The 17,133-nt window shown below is 72.7% G+C and carries 13 protein-coding genes and 1 pseudogene; 8 read left to right on the top strand and 6 right to left on the bottom strand.

Annotated features, from left to right (window positions below):
• Positions 1-70: 70 nt before the first annotated feature.
• Positions 71-556: an Lrp/AsnC family transcriptional regulator gene (locus ACFYPS_RS01950; RefSeq protein WP_354962335.1), complete on the top strand. Its 486-nt coding sequence runs from the start codon at positions 71-73 to the stop codon at positions 554-556.
• Here the strand turns inward: ACFYPS_RS01950 and ACFYPS_RS01945 are convergent.
• Genes ACFYPS_RS01945 through ACFYPS_RS01935 form a run of 3 tightly spaced genes read right to left on the bottom strand, consistent with a single transcriptional unit; the run spans position 553 to position 6,872 of the window.
• A complete protein-coding gene (locus ACFYPS_RS01945) occupies positions 553-1,659 on the bottom strand; it encodes an IS630 family transposase (RefSeq protein ID WP_354962336.1) in 1,107 nt (368 codons plus the stop codon). The genes ACFYPS_RS01950 and ACFYPS_RS01945 overlap by 4 nt on opposite strands.
• A 47-nt stretch (positions 1,660-1,706) precedes the next feature.
• Positions 1,707-5,618: an FxSxx-COOH system tetratricopeptide repeat protein gene (fxsT, locus tag ACFYPS_RS01940; RefSeq protein ID WP_354962337.1), complete on the bottom strand. Its 3,912-nt coding sequence runs from the start codon at positions 5,616-5,618 to the stop codon at positions 1,707-1,709.
• A 12-nt stretch (positions 5,619-5,630) separates the two neighbouring features.
• Complete coding sequence (locus ACFYPS_RS01935) at positions 5,631-6,872, bottom strand: TIR-like protein FxsC (RefSeq protein ID WP_354962338.1); 1,242 nt, start codon at positions 6,870-6,872, stop codon at positions 5,631-5,633.
• 201 nt (positions 6,873-7,073) lie between these two features.
• Here ACFYPS_RS01935 and ACFYPS_RS01930 point away from each other — a divergent pair.
• A pseudogene (locus ACFYPS_RS01930) lies at positions 7,074-7,712 on the top strand (family 1 glycosylhydrolase); the annotation flags it as partial.
• A 77-nt stretch (positions 7,713-7,789) separates the two neighbouring features.
• Here ACFYPS_RS01930 and ACFYPS_RS01925 read toward each other — a convergent pair.
• The 3 genes from ACFYPS_RS01925 to ACFYPS_RS01915 are packed head-to-tail and all read right to left on the bottom strand — an operon-like array spanning position 7,790 to position 11,582.
• Positions 7,790-10,249, bottom strand: a complete 2,460-nt coding sequence (locus tag ACFYPS_RS01925; protein WP_354962339.1) for an FtsX-like permease family protein — start codon at positions 10,247-10,249, stop codon at positions 7,790-7,792.
• On the bottom strand, positions 10,246-10,971 hold the full coding sequence (locus ACFYPS_RS01920; RefSeq protein ID WP_354962340.1) for an ABC transporter ATP-binding protein: 726 nt from the start codon (positions 10,969-10,971) through the stop codon (positions 10,246-10,248). The genes ACFYPS_RS01925 and ACFYPS_RS01920 overlap by 4 nt, the downstream gene beginning before the upstream one ends.
• Positions 10,968-11,582 carry a PadR family transcriptional regulator gene (locus ACFYPS_RS01915; RefSeq protein ID WP_354962341.1) on the bottom strand — a complete coding sequence of 205 codons (615 nt, stop codon included), beginning with the start codon at positions 11,580-11,582 and terminating at the stop codon, positions 10,968-10,970. The genes ACFYPS_RS01920 and ACFYPS_RS01915 overlap by 4 nt, the downstream gene beginning before the upstream one ends.
• 93 nt (positions 11,583-11,675) lie before the next feature.
• On the opposite strand from ACFYPS_RS01915, the gene ACFYPS_RS01910 reads away from it, so the two are divergent.
• The 6 genes from ACFYPS_RS01910 (at position 11,676) to ACFYPS_RS01885 (ending at position 17,096) form a co-directional block, all read left to right on the top strand.
• Complete coding sequence (locus ACFYPS_RS01910; protein WP_354962342.1) at positions 11,676-12,347, top strand: TMEM175 family protein; 672 nt, start codon at positions 11,676-11,678, stop codon at positions 12,345-12,347.
• 128 nt (positions 12,348-12,475) lie between these two features.
• Positions 12,476-12,973: a 2Fe-2S iron-sulfur cluster-binding protein gene (locus ACFYPS_RS01905; protein ID WP_354962585.1), complete on the top strand. Its 498-nt coding sequence runs from the start codon at positions 12,476-12,478 to the stop codon at positions 12,971-12,973.
• A complete protein-coding gene (locus ACFYPS_RS01900; protein ID WP_354962343.1) occupies positions 12,970-13,965 on the top strand; it encodes a xanthine dehydrogenase family protein subunit M in 996 nt (331 codons plus the stop codon). The genes ACFYPS_RS01905 and ACFYPS_RS01900 overlap by 4 nt, the downstream gene beginning before the upstream one ends.
• Positions 13,962-16,061: a xanthine dehydrogenase family protein molybdopterin-binding subunit gene (locus tag ACFYPS_RS01895; RefSeq protein WP_354962344.1), complete on the top strand. Its 2,100-nt coding sequence runs from the start codon at positions 13,962-13,964 to the stop codon at positions 16,059-16,061. Before ACFYPS_RS01900 ends, ACFYPS_RS01895 begins: the two co-directional genes overlap by 4 nt.
• A gap of 28 nt (positions 16,062-16,089) precedes the next feature.
• Entirely contained in the window at positions 16,090-16,458 is a 369-nt protein-coding gene (locus tag ACFYPS_RS01890; RefSeq protein ID WP_354962345.1) for a metalloregulator ArsR/SmtB family transcription factor, read from the top strand.
• On the top strand, positions 16,455-17,096 hold the full coding sequence (locus tag ACFYPS_RS01885; RefSeq protein WP_354962346.1) for an SRPBCC family protein: 642 nt from the start codon (positions 16,455-16,457) through the stop codon (positions 17,094-17,096). The genes ACFYPS_RS01890 and ACFYPS_RS01885 overlap by 4 nt, the downstream gene beginning before the upstream one ends.
• Positions 17,097-17,133 lie beyond the last annotated feature (37 nt).

The raw sequence follows: 17,133 nt of genomic DNA, 5'->3' as shown, positions 1-17,133 counted from the left end.
GCCTACTCGGACCGAACCTGGTATGGTCAACAGGCTGGTTTGCAGGATTATGTTTTGAAGGAGCGGCTGGGTGGTAGACGACATCGACCGTGCGTTGTTGGCGCGCCTGCAGGACGACGCCACCCAGTCCTACGCGGCGCTGGGGAAGGCGGTGGGTCTGTCGGCGGGCTCGGCGCACGACCGGGTGCGCAAGCTCCGCGAACGCGGCGTGATCCGCCGCACCACCATCGACGTCGATCCGGCCGCCGTGGACCGCGGCGTGTCGGCCTTCGTGATGGTCGACGGCAACACGTGGATGGGCGACACCTGTGCCGCCCTCGCGGCCATGCCCGGCATCCAGGAAGCTCATGTCATCGCCGGCGCGGCCTCGCTGCTGGTGAAGATCCGCACCGCGACAACCGAAGACCTTCAGGCGGTGCTGCGCGGCATCTTCGACATCGACGGAGTCACCGGCACCCAGACCATCGTCGTGCTCGAGACGTTCTTCGAACGTCCGGTGAGCGTGCTCGACCAGGCCACCCCGCCGTCCCCGCCGGGTGTGCGGACAACCCCCTAGTGTCCTGAGTCGTTGGTTAGTTGGTTAAGTCGGGTGCAGTAGTTGGCGAGGCTGTCGAGAATCTCGTCGGCGGTCTTGGTCCAGACGAAGGGTTTCGGGTCTTCGTTCCAGGCAGCGATCCAGGTGTTGACGTCGGTTTCGAGGTCTTTGACGCTGCGGTGGCTGCTGCGGCGTAGCTTGCGGCGGGTCAGTTCGGCGAACCAGCGTTCGACGAGGTTGAGCCAGCTGCCCGAGGTGGGGGTGAAGTGCAGGTGGAAGCGGGGGTGCGCGGCGAGCCAGGTCTTGATCGCGGGGGTCTTGTGGGTGGCGTAGTTGTCGCAGATCAGATGCAGGTCCAGCTCGGGCGGGGTGTTCGCGTCGATGGTCTTGAGGAATCGCAGGAACTCCTGATGCCGGTGGCGGCGCTGGTGCTGGCCGATCACCTTGCCGGTGGCCACATCCAGGGCGGCGAAGAGGCTGGTGGTGCCGTACCGGACATAGTCGTGGGTTTGCCGGCCGGGCACACCCGGCATCATCGGCAGGACCGGCGCGCTACGGTCCAACGCCTGCATCTGCGACTTCTCGTCGACCGCGAGGACCATGGCCTTGTCCGGCGGGTCGAGGTACAACCCGACCACGTCACGGACCTTCTCGATGAACTGCGGATCCTTGGACAGCTTCCACGTGTCCACCAGATGCGGCTTGAGGCCGAACGCCCGCCAGATCCGAGAGACCGCCGTCTGGTTCAACCCCACGGCCTTGGCCATCGACCGAGTTGACCAGTGTGTGTCGTTGTTGATCGGTGCCTCTTCCAGAGTCTTCACGATCACCGCCTCGACCTGCTCATCAGTGATCTTGCGGGCAGCGCCCGGACGAGGCTCGTCCGCCAAACCCTCCAGCCGGTCACGCACGAAGCGGGCCCGCCACTTGTTCACCGTCTGCGGCCACACCCCCAACGCCGCAGCAACGTCCTTGTTCGTCGCGCCTTGCGCACACGCCAACACGATCCGCGCCCGCAATGCCAACGCCTGCGCGGTCTTCGCCCGACGAGACCAGGACATCAGAGTCTGACGCTCCACATCGGACAAAACCAGCTCGGCCTTCGGGCGCCCTGTTCGCGGCATACCACGAAGCCTACCCGAATTCAGCAGCTAATCACCGACTCAGGACACTAGAGCAGGGCCGGTTCGATGTAGGCGTTCGCGCGCTCCCGCTGGCGGGCCTGCACCACCCGCGGGTTGTCCCCGCCGAAGAGCTGCACCAGCTGCCCGAACGCCTCGTCGTAGAGGGCGCGCCCGGCGTCCGCCTCGCTCTCCGTGGCGAGCCGGCTCAACGCCAGGTTGACCGACGCGGAGAGGGTGTCCGGGTGCTCGGCGTCCAGCGCCCGGGTCAACTCCACGTACGCCGTGGTGTCCAGCAGCAGCGCGGCGTCCCGGTCGCCGAGGGCGAACAGGTCGTTGGCGAGGTTGAGGGTGGCCAACAGGGTGTGCGGGTGCCGCTCGCCGAGGGTGGCCAGCAACTGGTCGCGGACCCGCTGGGCGAGGTCCCGGGCCTGGACGTGGTCGCCCTGCTTGCGCAGCAGCACGCCGAGGTTGTTCAGGCAGGCCAGGGTGATGGCGTGTGTCTCGCCGAGCACCTCGTTGTAGCCGTCCCGCAGCCGCCGGGCCACCCGGAGCGCGGTCTGGTTGTCGCCGACCGCCGACCAGGTGGTGGCCAGCGCCATCTCGGCGGACAACGTGTCGGCGTGCTCGCCACCGAGGATGCGCTGGTAGCGGACCACGGTCCGTTCGATCAGCCGGTGCGCGTCGGCGAAGCGGCCGAGCTGGCGCAGGGTGAGCGCCAGCTCCTTGGCCGTCCGGAGGGTCTCCGGGTGGTCCGCGCCGATCACCTTCTGCTGGACGGTGTAGGTGCGTTGCAGCACGCTGTGCGAGCGCCACAGCTCGCCCGTGTCCCGTAGCCCCCGCCCATAGTTGCTGGCCGAGGCCAGGGTGGACGGGTCCTCCTCGCCGAAGCGGGCCCGCCGCCGCTCATGGATGTGCTGGTCCAGCAGGGCGGCACCGCGAAAGTCGCCGACCAGCCGCAGCGACACGGCGAGGTTGTTCTCCGCGGTGAGGGTCCGGCCGCTGTCGTCGCCGAAGGTGCGCACGCTCAGCTCCAGGGTGCGCCGGTCCTGCGCCTCGGCATCGTGGTAGAGGCCCTGGGCACGCAGGTCGGCGCCGAGGCTGCGGGCGGTCATCAGGGTGTAGAGGTGCTCCTCGCCGAAGATCCGCCGCTGCCGGTCGTACACGTCCCGGTCGATCTCGTACGCCTGGTCGAAATGGCTCTGCGCGCGCAGCACGTTCGCCAGGTGGAAGCGCATCCGCAGCTTGGTCGGGTCGTCATCGTCGGTGTCGCGCCAACCGGCCAGCGACTCCTGCGCCAACGCCCGGCTGGTGTCGTAGTCGCCGCGCCGGTAGAGGTAGCGCACGATGTCCACGACCAGTTGCCGCGCCTCGTCCATGGTGGACAGATGCAGCCCGCTGGGGCGCACGTGCGGCCACAGCTCGGCGTACCGGGGCCAGTTGACCGGCTTGTCCGGGTCCCGTGGGCTGGCCGCCGCGAGCAGCGACTGGGCCTGCCGGCGGGCCTCCTCCGCGTCGTCGAGCTGATCCTGGATGACCAGTTGGACCAGCCGGTGGATGCGGACGGAGTTGTTCTCCGCGTCCACCTGGGCCAGCCCGTAGCGACCCAGCTCGGCGGTGACCAGGCCCTGCAGGATCGGGTCGGTCAACGTCGGGTCGAACGGGGCCATGAAGCTCGCGAAGCGCTCGCCGGTGAGCATGGCGACCGGGATGGGCTCCGGCGCGTAGAACGAGCAGAGTTCCAACAGCCGGGCGGCCGCCGGCTTCTCGGAGCGGAGCTGGGCCAAGGTGACCAGCCAGGTGGCGGCGAGCGTCTTGGAGTAGCCGGCGGACTGCCGGCCGTCGAGGATCCGCAGCAGCCCTGGCGTGTCCAGCGAGGCGAGGTACCGGTCGACCTGCATCGCGGTGGCCCGCAGGTACGCCGCACCCTGCTCGACCGCGAGCGGCAGGTCCCCGAGTTTCTCGGCCACCTGCGTCGCCTCGCCGTCGGTGAGCCCGCGGACCCGGTCACGCAACAGCTGGACGCTCTCGGCGCGGTCGAAGACGCTCAACTCGGTCGCGGTGGCGTACTCGCTCCAGCTCTGGTCGCGGGTGGTGAGCAGCACATGGCCCGGGCCCTGCGGCAGAAGCGCCCTGGTGCCCCGGGTGGGTTCGTTGGCGTTGTCCATGATGATCAGCCAGCGCCGGTCCGGGCCGCCCCGGCGCAGCGCGTCGAGCACCCGGCGGACCGCGTCGGCGCCGCCGCCGGTGCCCAGCCCCATCGCCTGGCCGAGGTCGGCGAGGCCGCCACGGATGCGGTCCTCGCTGTCCGCCGGGATCCACCAGACCAGGTCGTAGTCGCGGCCGAAGCGCAGCGCGTACTCGGCGGCGAGCTGGGTCTTGCCGACTCCGCCCAGGCCGTGCACCACCTGTGTCGCCGAGTCCGGTGCGGCGGTGAGCCGGTCGCGCAGCGCCTCCAGCTGGGCGGCCCTGCCGACGAACGGGGTGCCGTGCTGGCGGACGTTGGACACCGCCGGGAACGGGCCGGGGAACCGGCCGACCGCGCGCCCGCCGACCGCGACCGCCGAGGCGCCGGCCGCCTCCAGCAGCCGGGTCCGGGCGGTGGACGGATCGACGTCGGTGAGGTCCACGGGGCTGCGGTCGCTGTACGGGACGGGCAGCCGCGACTCGTCCACCCGCAGCGGCACCAGCAGGCCACCGCCGCCGAGCTGGTCCCGGCCGGAGGCGGTCTTCCACACCTCGGCGGCGAGCGAGGTGCCCGCGTAGTGCCGGGTGAGCACGGCCAGCACCCGGCTGGCGCCGCCGACGGCCCGGTCGAACTCGGCCCGCCCTCCGGCACGCAGCGGGACGTCCACCGCCCGGCGGTCCACCCGCAGCCCGGCCTCCTCCAACTGGTCGGTGATCCACTCGGCCCAGAGCCGGTCGGCGGACGCGTAGCTGACCAGCACGGCCTGCTCGGCGGTGAGCCGGCTGCGCTCGAACTCGGTCAGCGAGCGGCGCCGGTCCTCCTCGGGCATCGGGTGCATCGTGGTGACCCGGCCCCCGGTGATCACCGAGGCGAGCTGCTCGTACGCGGCTAGCAGGGTGCCGACCTGCTCGGGCCGGTCGCCGAAGGCGGCGAGGATCTCCTCGTAGGCGTAGAAGGCGCGGTACGGCACCTCGATGGTGTTCCAGTAGCGGGCCGCCGCCGAGTCGGAGAGGTGGTCGAGGAAGGGTGCGAACTCGGCCCGGACCAGGTCGCGGCCGGTCTCCAGCTTGCGCAGTTCGGCGTCCTCCACCCGCATCGGCACCGGCAGCAGCAGCGGCGGGTCGTCCAGGCGCTGGCCGCGGATGGAGCGGGCCACCGCCGCCGCGCCGCGGATGCTCTGGGTGGACATGGTGAAGCAGTTGACCACCAGGTCGGGCAGTTGCACGGTGCAGATGCCGGCCACGTCGCTGAGGCCGGTGCGGCTGTCGATCAGCACCACGTCGTACTCGGCGCGCATCTGCGCGCGGACCGCGTCGATGAACGACGCGCCGCCCTGCCGCTCGTAGAAGTTGGCCCAGTCGAACGTGCTCACCAGCCGGGAGTACGCCGAGTCCTGCTGCCCGGCGGCCACGAAGTCGATGACGCCGCCGTGGCTGAAGTCCCAGTTCAGGGAGACCGCCCGTCGCTGGATCTTGCCGTGCCCGGTGAGCAGCTCCTGGGAGTCCTCGTCCCGGTTGCGTTGCATGGTGGCGATCGAGTAATCCCAGATCATCTCGATCACGCCCGGGGTGGCCCGCAGCTCCTTGTCCCGCAGGAACGGGTGGAAGTAGCGGTGCAGGCCCGGGGATTCCAGATCCCAGTCGACCACCAGCACCTGCAGGCCCTGACTGGCGAGGATCCAGGCCACGTTGGCGAGCGCCATCGTCCGGCCGGTGCCGCCCTTGTACGAGTAGAAGGTCACGATCTGGCCGCGTGCCGTCTCGTTCACCGCCATGGCCTGCCTCCCCTAGGGACCTTCGAGGATCGGGCGTTGGCCGGAGCCGTCCGTGGGTGGCTCCTGGTAGACCGTGCCCGTGCGGTAGATCCGGCCCTGTTCGACCACCAGCACGTCCTCCAGCTCCTCCTGGAAGCGGGCGGAGGTCGCGATCTCGGTGCGCCACAGGTCGCGGGTGTTGTGCAGCACGTGATGCGGGAGCACCCGGGCCAGCGTGTCCCACATCTTGCGGTTACCACCGGACGCGGCGTCGTCGGCTGCCGTCCAGGGTACGAGCACCGGCGCCCGCGGCGAGGCCACGTCGCGGTCGTAGCGGATCAGACTGAGCTGGTAGCGCGGCAGGTCGGCCGACCAGACGTCGACCACCAGCACGACGATCTGGTTGTGGGCCCGGGCCCATTCCCGGACCGCGGCCAACTCCTCCGCATCCTCCACCGTCCAGCCGTAGCTCTTGGTGGTTGCGATGGCGCCGGCCCAGCTGCCGATCGGCACCTCCAGCTCGGGCCGGTACGGCCGCCAGTCCCGGGAGACCGCGCCGTAGCGCTCCTCGGCGCCGGGACGGCTGTCGGCCAGCTCGGCGGAGCTGCCGGCGACCAGCACGATGTGCACGTGCCGCGCGCTGGTGGCCCGCTGCACGACGCCGGCCACGGCCGGCCCGGTCTGCGCCTGCGGGCGGGCCGGCTGACCGAACGCGCTGGTCACCTTGGCCAAGGTCGGGCGCTGCGCCGGCTGGTGCAGGGTGTGGTCGCGCGCGGTCTGCACGATGTGCTTGGCCAGCGCGTCGACGAAGTCGCGGTACTCGTCCTCGTGCCGGCGGCGTTGCTTGAGGGTGAGCAGCCCGTCCTGGGCGTAGACCGTGCCGGTCGGGAAGTTGCGGTACTGGTAGGTGCCGACCACCTCGGGCAGCCGGTCGCAGGGGATCCACTGCACCGGCACCAGCGCTGGCGGGCGGACCTGGAACTGCCGCTCGTGCTCGTCGATCCGGTCGGCGAAGACCCGGAACTCCCGGCCACAGTAGTCACTGACGACGTACCGGGGGGAGGTGAGCGCGATCAGGCAGGCGCTGGTGGAGAGAGCGCCGGCCAGGGCGTCCGTCCAGGTGGTGCCCAGCAGCATCTGCCCGTCGATGAACCCGGCCTCGTGCCAGCGGACCCCGGCCAGCCCGGCCACCGCCTCGCTGAGATCGCCGAAGAACGCCTGCACCTGACCGTTGCGGTTGTCCTCTTGGGCGTAGCTCAGGAAGAAGAGTGGCACGCCCGCCTCCGCTCACGGGTCCCACGACCGGTGCGCCCAGTATAGGACCGTCGATGCCAGCCCAGCCGTCACGCGATCATCGCATTGGGCGCGCCGGGAGTCACATGCCCGACGTTTCGCGGCTGAGCGGAGGCGCGGAGGCGGCCGGGCCGGCCCGGTTCGTCGGCGCGACCGGGCCGGCCCGGCCGGCGGGCCGACGGGCACGTCAACCGCTGGTGGCTGGACCCGGTGCACGGGCGCGGCTACCCCGCCGACATGATCGCCACCTACGGAGTCGAACCGCCGGTACGCGGCGACGACCTGGCGGTGATCGCCACGCCCACCGACTTCCTCGGCGTGAACTACTACTTCCGGCAACTCGTGGTCGACGACCCGGCCGGGCCGCCGCCGTACGCCCGGCAGGTGCCGGTGCCCGGCTCGGTGGAGACTGCGATGGGCTGGGAGGTGTACCCGACGGGGCTGGAGCGGCTGCTGGTCGAGGTGAGCCGGGAGTACCGGCCGGGCCGGATCATCGTCACCGAGAGCGGCTCGGCGTGGCCGGACGAGGTCACCGCGGACGGCACGGTGGAGGACAAGGAGCGCACCGACCATCTGGAGCAGCACCTGGCGGCCTGCGCGTCGGCGGTGGCCCGGGGTGTGCCGCTGGACGGCTACTTCGTCTGGTCGCTGCTGGACAACTTCGAGTGGGCGTACGGCTATGACAAGCGCTTCGGATTGGTGCACGTGGACTACGCCACCCAGCGCCGGACGGTGAAGGCGAGCGGCCTGCGCTACGCCGAGCTGATCCGCGCCCACCAGCGCCTCGCCCGCACGACCGGGACCGCCACGCCGGTGGCCTGAAACGGGGGTGGGCGAGACCGAGGCACCCTGGGCGCCGCGCCGATCGGCGCCCAGGGTGCCCTGGTCTCGCCCGGCGCTCAGTCCAGGACGCGACGGGCCAGCGACGGCGGCGGCCGGCCGGCGAGCAGCCATCCGGCGCCGGTGGCGACCACCAGCAGCCCGCTGACGATCGCCACGAGGTGCGCGACGGGCACGGCGCCGAGCGGGTCGAGGTCACGGTGCAGAGCAGCGGCCAACGCCAGGTACGCGCCGGCCACACCCAGCACGGCACCGAGCAGGGCGAGGGCCCCGGCGGTGGTGGCGGTGAGGGTCCGCCGTACCCGCCTCGACGCACCGGTCGCGGTCAGGGTGCGCAGGTCCGCCGCCGCCTCGCCCCGGATGAGCCCGACGGTTGTCGCGAGCACCCCGAGCGCGAGCAGCACGCCGGCGACGGTCGCGCCGGTCCGCAGCGCGGTCAGCGAACTCTGCGACCGACGTGACTCGATGGTGAGCCCGGCGGTGGCGGCCAGCTCCTGGGCCGTGGCCAGCTGCGCGCCGGTGAGGGGGTGGTCGGCCGCGAGGAACCAGCCGACCCGGGCCGGCTGCCAGCCGTGCCGGGCGAGCGCGGCGGGAGTGATCAACGAGTCGGGCAGCCCGGTGTAGCCAGACCGGGGCAGGGTGCGCACGCTCGGCCGCACGCCCCGGGCCGGGATGTTCACCAGCTCCAGCTCACCGGTGCGGGCGGTGAGCACGTCGGTGTCGGCCTCGACCGCCATCCCGTCCGCCCCGTTCAGCCGGAGCAGTCCGGGACTGACCACGTAGAGCGGATGGGAGGGGGTCGACTCGCCGGCCGCTGCCGGAACGCCGATCTCGACGGCCGGGTGGCCGGTCGGTCCCCCCTCCCGACCCGGGTCGGTGTGCGAGGCCACCACCGCCATGTCGAGCGGAATGACGGTGGCCGCGCCAACGCCGGCCGCGATGGTGTCGGTCCGGGCCTGGAGAGCGGCGATCTCGGCCGCCGTACGCTCCGGAATCACCGGATCCGGCTGCCCGATCCGGATCAGCAACTGGCTGTCCGCCAGGTTGCCCAGCCCGGCGGCCTCCCGGCTGCGGTACTCCGCCGCGGCGGAGCCCACCACGATCGCCGCCGACAGGCCCACCGCGAGACTGATGGCGGCGAGCGCCGCACCGGCCCGAACGCGATACCGGGCCAGGTCGGCCAGCGCGAGCCGAACGGCCACCGGAAGGCCGCCCCGGGCCGCCGCCAGAGCCGGGATGGTCAGCGGGCTGGCGAGCAGCACGCCGAGCACGGTGCCGACGCTGCCCACGACGATGAGCAGCGGGTTCGACCCGTCGGAGAGCACCAGGGCGGTGAGGCCGGCGGCGAGCAGCGCGGCCGCGGCCACGGCGGTCCGTCGCGCCGCCGGCGGGGCCGGTGGCCGTGCCGACAGCGCGCTCATGATCGGGGTACGCGCCACCGCGCGGGCCGGCCACCAGGCGGCGGCGGTCGCGGTGACCACGGCCAGCAGCATGCCCACGCCGACGGTGAGCCAGGGCAGGTCGAAGCGGCCGATGCGGTGCCCGGCGGCGGTCTCGACGAGACCGGCGGTGACCAGCCAGGCGGCGACCCCGATGGCGGTGCCGCAGACCGCGGCGACCACCCCGACAGCCGCGCCGTTGACCAGCAGCACCAGCCGCAGATGTCGGCGGGTGGCGCCCATCGCCGCCAGCATGCCGAGCTGACGCAGCCGGCGCTGCGCCAGCACCACGAATCCCGCGGCGGCCACGAGCGACACGAGTAGCAGGCCGACGGTTGCCAGCGCCAGGGCGGCAAGGGTGAGCACGGTGCGCTCGGCCGCCGGCCGGGACTCGCGCACCAGCGGGCCGTCGACAGTCCGGCGGAAGGCCTCCATGGTGTCGCGGTCGCCGGCCACCAGCACGGTCACCGACTGCGGCCGCTCGGCGTGGGCGGGGTCGGTGAGGGCGAACTCGTCGTGCAGGTCCGCCGGATTCTCGACCACCCCGACGATCAGGCGGTCGGCGTCACCGAGCGGGACCCGGGCGCCGAGCCCGGCGCGCAGGGCTTCCGCCACCCCGTCGGTCACCGCCAGCTCGTCGGGCCCGGACGGGTAGCGGCCCTGCCGCAGGGCGAGCATCGGGCCGCCGTACGCCCCGGCGGGGTCCTGGGCCCGGACGTCCACCGGGTCGAACAGTCCCGGCACCGGCACTCGCCGGTGACCGATCACGTCGATCGTGCCGAACCACGCCCGAGCGGCGGTGACCCGGTTGTCCAGCGCGGCGGGGTCGTCGCCGGGGATCCGGATGAGCTGGTCGGCGCGGCCGAACGTGGCGTCGCTCGACGGGGGGAGGTTCCAGGTCGCCGCCAGACCGAAGGTGGCGCCGGTGACCGCGACGGTGAGCAGCGCGATGGCCAGCAGTTGCTGCCGCCACTCGCGGCGGAACAGTCGTACCGCCCAGCGGATCACCGCGCGGCGGGCCGCAAGCCCGCCGCCCGTGGGCCGGGTGGCCGTCCGGCTCGGATTCGCGGTGGCGGTCACAGCGCCGGGTCCGGGGCGAGCAGAGCGTCCGGGCCGGCCGACGGCGCGGTCTGGTCGACGACCCGGCCGTCCCGTATGAAGATCACCCGATCGGCCCAGGAGGCGAGCTGGGCGTCGTGGGTGACCATCACTCCCGCGATGCCGCGCTTGCAGGCCGAGCGGAGCATCCGCAGGACGGCTTCGCCGTTGGCCGCGTCGAGGGCGCCGGTGGGCTCGTCGGCGAGCAGCAACCGCCGGTCCCCCACCACGGCGCGGGCGATCGCGACACGTTGGCGCTCGCCGCCGGAGAGGTCGTCGGGGAAGTGCCCGGCGCGGTCGGTCAACCCCAGCTCGTCGAGCACCCGCAGGGCGGCGGCTCGCGCCGGACGCGCGGCCATGCCGTCGAGCTCCAGGGGCAGGGCCACGTTCTCGGCGGCGGAGAGGCCGGCGAGCAGGTTCAGATCCTGGAAGACGAAGCCGAGCGACCGGCGACGCAGGCGGGCGGTGGCGTCGGCGGAGAGCGTGGCGAGGTCCGACCCGCACACCGTGACCTGGCCGTCGGTGGGCTCCTCCAGGGTGCCCGCGATGGTCAGCAGGGTGCTCTTGCCCGAGCCGCTGGGGCCCATCACGGCGACCAGTTCACCGGCGACCACGTCGAGGTCCACCGCGCGCAGGGCGTGCACGGCGGCGGCACCGGCGCCGTACACCTTGGACACCTGTCGCAGGCTCAACACGACGCTCATCGCCGGGCTCCTGACGTCCGGTCGCGGTCCGGCCGCGTCGTACGCCCGGCGGGAGCGTCGGCGGCAGGCGGTGCGGCGGCCTGGTCGGCGGGCGGCGTCGGACGGGTACGCAGGCGCGCGTCCGCGGCGTCCAGCCACCGGACGACCGCTTCCAGCCGGAACAACTCGGCGTCGACGACGAGGCCCAGGCCGACGTCCTCCGGCGACGCGTCGGCCTTGAGATGCGTGTAGTGCTGCATCTCCTCGACGATCCGCCGCCGGTGGGCCTGGAGGATCCCGGTCACGTCCACCTGGGGCAGGCGCATCGCCACCTGCACCTTCATGACGAGCTCGTCCCGGGGCGGCGGCCCGGCCTGCGGCGGCGTACGCAGCCAGCTGTGCAGCTCGCGCTCGCCGTCGGCGGTGAGCCGGTAGCGCTTCTGGGCGCCGTCGCGGCCGGCGTCGTCGGACTCGACGTGCCCCTCGCGCTCCAGGCGTTGCAGCGTGGTGTAGACCTGCCCGACGTTGAGCGGCCAGACCTCGCCGGTTCGCGCCTCGAACTCCTGGCGGAGTTGGAGACCGTACTTCGGTGCCTCGGTGAGCAGCGCCAGCATGGCGTGACGGATGCTCACGATCCATCACCTACGGTTAACATACTCGGTATAATACACAGTATTCTCGAGCTGACGCCTCGATAAACCGCACCGGGCGGTTAGCCTGCGCCAATGGCCGCAGCAGCCGACGAGGTCGAGCAGCCCGACACCGGGCCACGGATGTCCGAGACGGACCGGTTGACCGCGTTCAGCGACGGCGTCTTCGCCATCGTCATCACGCTGCTGGTCATCGAGCTGCGGGTGCCGGAGTACCACGCGGGTGAGTTGCTGGCCGGGCTGCTCGACGAAGGAGCGTCCTACCTGGCCTTCGTGGTGTCCTTCGTCTACGTCGGCGTGCTCTGGCTCAACCACCACGCGCTGGTCCGGCTGATCCGCGCCACCACCCTCGCGCTGAGTTGGATCAACCTCGGCATCCTCTTCGGCGCGGTGATCATCCCGTTTCCGACCGCCGTGCTGGCGTCCGTGCTCACCCACGGCGACACCGCCGACCGTCGGGCCGCCGTCGCCCTGTACGCGCTGGCCGCCGCGCTGATGTCGGCGCCGTGGCTGGTGTTCTTCGGCTATCTGCACCGCCACCCGGAGCTGCTTCAGCGCGGGGTCAGTCCCGGGTACGTGCGGACGCAGCGGCTGCGACCGGTCACCGGCCTGGTCCTCTACGGGCTCAGCGGCCTGCTCGGCTGGTTCGTCAATCCGATGCTGGGCCTGATCGGCGTCATCGTCATGATCGTGTATCACGCGTTCACCAGCGAAGGGCTGCGCCGCCGACGGACCGCGGGTCGCTGACCCGCCGAATCCTTCCGTGCGAGGGTCTATGGGTTGTTCGCCCGGATATGTACTGGCAAAGCTAGTCTGAGCCGGTGCGGGGCGGACCGGAGAGCGAGACGACCACCGACGAGCGGCACTCGTCCCGGGTGGCGTTCGACGTCAACGACGCGCACCGCGAGCTGACCCTGGACAACCGCACCACCCTGCTGGACACGCTGCGCGAACAGCTCGGCCTGACCGGGGCGAAGAAGGGCTGCGACCACGGCCAGTGCGGCTCGTGCACGGTGCTGCTGGACGGCCGGCGGGTGAAGAGCTGCCTGCTCCTCGCGGTCACTCTGGACGGCCGGTCGGTGGTCACCGTGGAGGGGCTGGCCGGCCCGGACGAGCTGTCCCCGCTCCAGGCCGCCTTCGTCGCGCACGACGCGTTCCAGTGCGGCTACTGCACCCCCGGCCAGCTCTGCTCCGCCCGTGGCATGCTCGACGAGGTCGCCCGTGGCTGGCCCAGCGCGGTCACCGGCGACCTCACCGCCCCGCCCGAGCTGACCGACGCGGAGATCCGCGAGCGGATGGCCGGCAACCTGTGCCGCTGCGCCGCGTACCCGCACATCGTCGCGGCCGTTCGCGAGACGGCGACGACGAGGTGAGACCGTTCCGCTACCACCGGCCCGCCGGCGTGGCCGAGGCGGTCGCCGTGCTGGCCGTCGAGCCGCAGGCGGCGTACCTGGCCGGCGGGACCAACCTGGTGGACCTGATGAAGCTCGGGGTGCAGCGGCCCGACCTGCTGGTGGACGTGACCCGGCTGCCGCTGGACGCCGTCGAGGAGCTGCCCGGCGGCGGGCTGCGGATCGGCGCGACGGTCCGCAACAGCGACCTGGCCGCCCACCCGGTGGTCCGGCGCGACTACCCGGTGCTGGCCCGCGCGCTGCTCGCCGCCGCCTCCGGGCAGCTGCGCAACCTGGCCACCACCGGCGGCAACCTGTTGCAGCGCACCCGCTGCGTCTACTTCCAGGACACCGGCAAGGCCTGCAACAAGCGCGAGCCGGGCAGCGGCTGCGCCGCCCGGCACGGCCAGAACCGCGACCTGGCCGTGCTGGACTGGTCCGACCTGTGCGTGGCGACCCACCCGTCGGACCTGGCGGTCGCGCTCGCCGCGCTGGACGCCGTGGTGGAGGTGCACGAGCCCGACGGTCCGCGGGACGTTCCGCTGGCGGCGCTGCACCGCTCACCCGGCGAGCACCCGGAACGGGAGACCACCCTGGCCCGAGGTGCGCTGATCACCGCTGTCCGGCTGCCGCACCTGCCGGCCGCGCGCCGCTCGGCGTACCTCAAGGTGCGCGACCGGGCGTCGTTCGCCTTCGCCGTCGGCTCGGTGGCCGCGGTGCTGGACCTCGACGGCGACGTGGTCCGCGACGTCCGGCTGGCGTACGGGGCGGTGGCACACCGGCCGTGGCGGGCGTACCGGGCCGAGGAGGAGCTGCGCGGGCGGCCGTTCAGCCCGCAGCTGGCGGCGCGGGCCGCCGATGCCGAGCTGGCCGAGGCCCGCCCGCTGCGGCACAACGGCTTCAAGCTGCCGCTGACCCGGGCGATCACGGTGCGGGCCCTGACCGAGCTGGCCGAGGGGACCTCCGCACCATGACCACCGGCGCGGTGGGGCGGGCGTATCCCCGGTTGGAGGGTCGGGAGAAGGTCACCGGCACGGCACGGTACGCGGTGGAGTACCCGGTGGACGGGGTCACCTACGGCTGGGCGGTGCCGGCGGCGGTGGTCCGGGGACGCATCACCCGGGTCGACGCCGCGCCGGCGCTCGCGCTGCCCGGCGTGCTCGCCGTGGTGCACCACGGCAACGCGCCCCGACTAGCGCCCGGGCCGGAGCCGGACCTGTGGCTGTTGCAGGAGCCGGCCGTGCACTACCGGGGGCAGCTGATCGCGGTGGTGGTCGCCACCAGCCTGGAGGCGGCCCGGGAGGGCGCCCGGCTGGTCCGGATCGACTACGACGCCGGGCCGCACAGCACGGTGCTCACCGCCGACCACCCCGGCCTGTACCGGCCGGACCAGGTCAACCCCAGCTACCCGACGGACACGGCGGAGGGCGACTTCGACGCTGGGTACGCGGCCGCGCCGGTACGGCTGGACGCCACGTACCGGACGCCGGCGTACCACAACAACCCGATGGAGCCGCACGCCACCACCGCGCAGTGGCGGGACGGGCGACTGCTGGTGCACGACTCCAACCAGGGCGCCACGCCGGTGCAGGCAGTCCTGGCCGAACTGTTCGAGCTGCCCCGCGAGTCGGTCCGGGTGATCGCGCAGCACGTTGGCGGCGGCTTCGGCAGCAAGGGATACCCCAAAGCGGCCGTGGTGCTGGCCGCGCTGGCGGCGCGGCAGGTGGACCGGCCGGTTCGGCTGGCGCTGACCCGGCAGCAGTTGTTCGGGCCGGTCGGCTACCGCACTCCCACCATCCAGCGGGTCCGGCTCGCCGCCGACGCCGACGGGCGACTCACCGCGATCTGCCACGATTCGATCACCCAGACCTCGACCCTTCAGGAGTTCGCCGAGCAGGTCGCCGTCTACACGCGCAGCATGTACGCCGCGCCGCACCGGCGCACCACGCACCGGCTGGCCCGCCTCGACGTGCCCACGCCGTTCTGGATGCGCGCCCCGGGCGAGTGCCCCGGCGCGTACGCCCTGGAGTCGGCGATGGACGAGCTGGCCACCGAGGCCGGCATCGACCCGGTGGAGCTGCGGATCCGCAACGACCCCGCGGTCGACCCCGAGCTGGGACAGCCGTTCACCAGCCGCAACCTGGTTGCCTGTCTGCGCGAGGGGGCCCGCCGGTTCGGCTGGGCCGACCGGGACCCCGCACCCCGGGCCCGGCGCGATGGGCGCTGGCTGGTCGGCACCGGGGTGGCCGGCGCGAGCTACCCGGCGCGGGCGCGGGCTTCCGCCGCGACGGCCACCGCGCGCCCCGACGGCGGTTTCCTGGTCCGGATCGACGCCACCGACATCGGCACCGGCGCCCGGACGGCGCTCTGGCAGGTGGCGGCCGACGCGCTGGGGGTGTCGCCGGAGCGGGTGGAGATCCAGATCGGCGACAGCGACCTGCCGCCGGCCGGGGTGGCGGGCGGCTCGATGGGCACCTCCTCGTGGAGCTGGGCGGTGATCCGCGCGTGTGAGGCGCTGCGGGAGAAGCTTCGGGACACCCCAGGCGGGGTGCCGTCCGACCGGGAGGTGACCGCGGAGGTGAGCACCGCCGACGAGGTGCGGGAACAGCCCGCGCTGCCGCGGTACGCGTACGGGGCGCACTTCGCCGAGGTCCGGGTGGACGCGGACACCGGCGAGGTGCGGGTGAACCGGCTGCTCGGGGTGTTCGCCGCCGGGCGGGTGGTGAACCCGACGACCGCGCGCAGCCAGCTCATCGGCGGCATGACGATGGGCCTGTCGATGGCGCTGCACGAGGAGGGCGTGCTCGACGAGCGGTACGGCGACTGGGTCAACCACGACCTGGCCACCTACCACATCACGGGTTGCGCGGACGTGGAGCGGATCGAGGCGCACTGGCTGGACGAGCAGGACGGCGAGCTGAACCCGGCCGGGGTGAAGGGCATCGGCGAGATCGGCATCGTCGGCACCGCGGCGGCGATCACCAACGCGGTGCACCACGCGACCGGCGTACGAATCCGCGACCTGCCGATCCGACTCGACAAGCTGATCGGCATATCACCGTTGGCTTAAATAAGCTCGTCCTGATATAAAGGTCGTCGTGCACGCCTTCGACGTGCTGGGCGATCCGGTCCGGCGCCGCATCCTGGAGCTGCTCGCCGGTGGCGAGCAGACCGCCGGCGCGGTCAGCGCGGTGATCCGCGAGGAGTTCGGCATCTCCCAGCCCGCCGTGTCCCAGCACCTCAAGGTGCTGCGGGACAACGGCTTCGCCACCGTGCGGCCGGAGGGCGCCCGGCGGCTCTACGCGGTCGACCCGCGCCCACTGCGCGAGGTGGACGGCTGGCTGGAGCACTTCCGCCGGTTCTGGACGCCGCCCCTGGCGGCACTCGCCACCGAGCTGGCCCGGGGCCGACGCGAACGCCGGCTGCGCGGGCCCGCCGACCCACCCGAGGAGAGGAACCCACAATGATCAACGCGATCGAGCAGATCAACGCGGTCCAGCGCCATGTCGGCAGCCGCACCCTGGAGGCCGGCGAGGCCCGGGTGACCACGATCAGCCAGACGTACCACACGACGGTCGAGGATCTCTGGGACGCCTGCACCAGCGCCGAGCGCATCCCGCGCTGGTTCCTGCCGATCAGCGGCGACCTGCGGCTGCACGGGCGGTACCAGCTCCAGGACAACGCCAGCGGCACCGTCGAGAGCTGCGACCCGCCGCACCGCTTCACCGCCACCTGGGAGTTCGGCGGCGAGGTGAGCTGGATCGAGGTGCGGCTCACCCCGGTCGACGACGAGCGGACCCGATTCGAGCTGGACCACATCGCGCACGTCGACCAGGACCGGTGGGCCCAGTTCGGGCCGGGCGCCGTCGGCGTCGGCTGGGACCTGGGCCTGCTCGGTCTCGCCTCGTACCTGTCCGCCGACGGCAGCGGGGTTTCGCCGGAGCAGGCAGCCGAGTGGAGCGTCTCCGACGAGGGCCGGCGGTTCACGGAGCTGAGCAGCGAACTGTGGGGTCAGGCGAGCATCGCCGGCGGCACCGACGCCGACGAGGCCAAGGCCGCCGCCGAACGCACCACCGCCTTCTACACCGGCACCCCCGCCGCCTGAGCAGCGCATCCGCACCGCCGCCGCCGGCCCGAGGACC

The sequence above is a fragment of the Micromonospora sp. NPDC005087 genome (assembly GCF_042872965.1).
GTDB lineage: Bacteria > Actinomycetota > Actinomycetes > Mycobacteriales > Micromonosporaceae > Micromonospora.
This window is presented reverse-complemented; position numbering and strand designations above follow the sequence as displayed.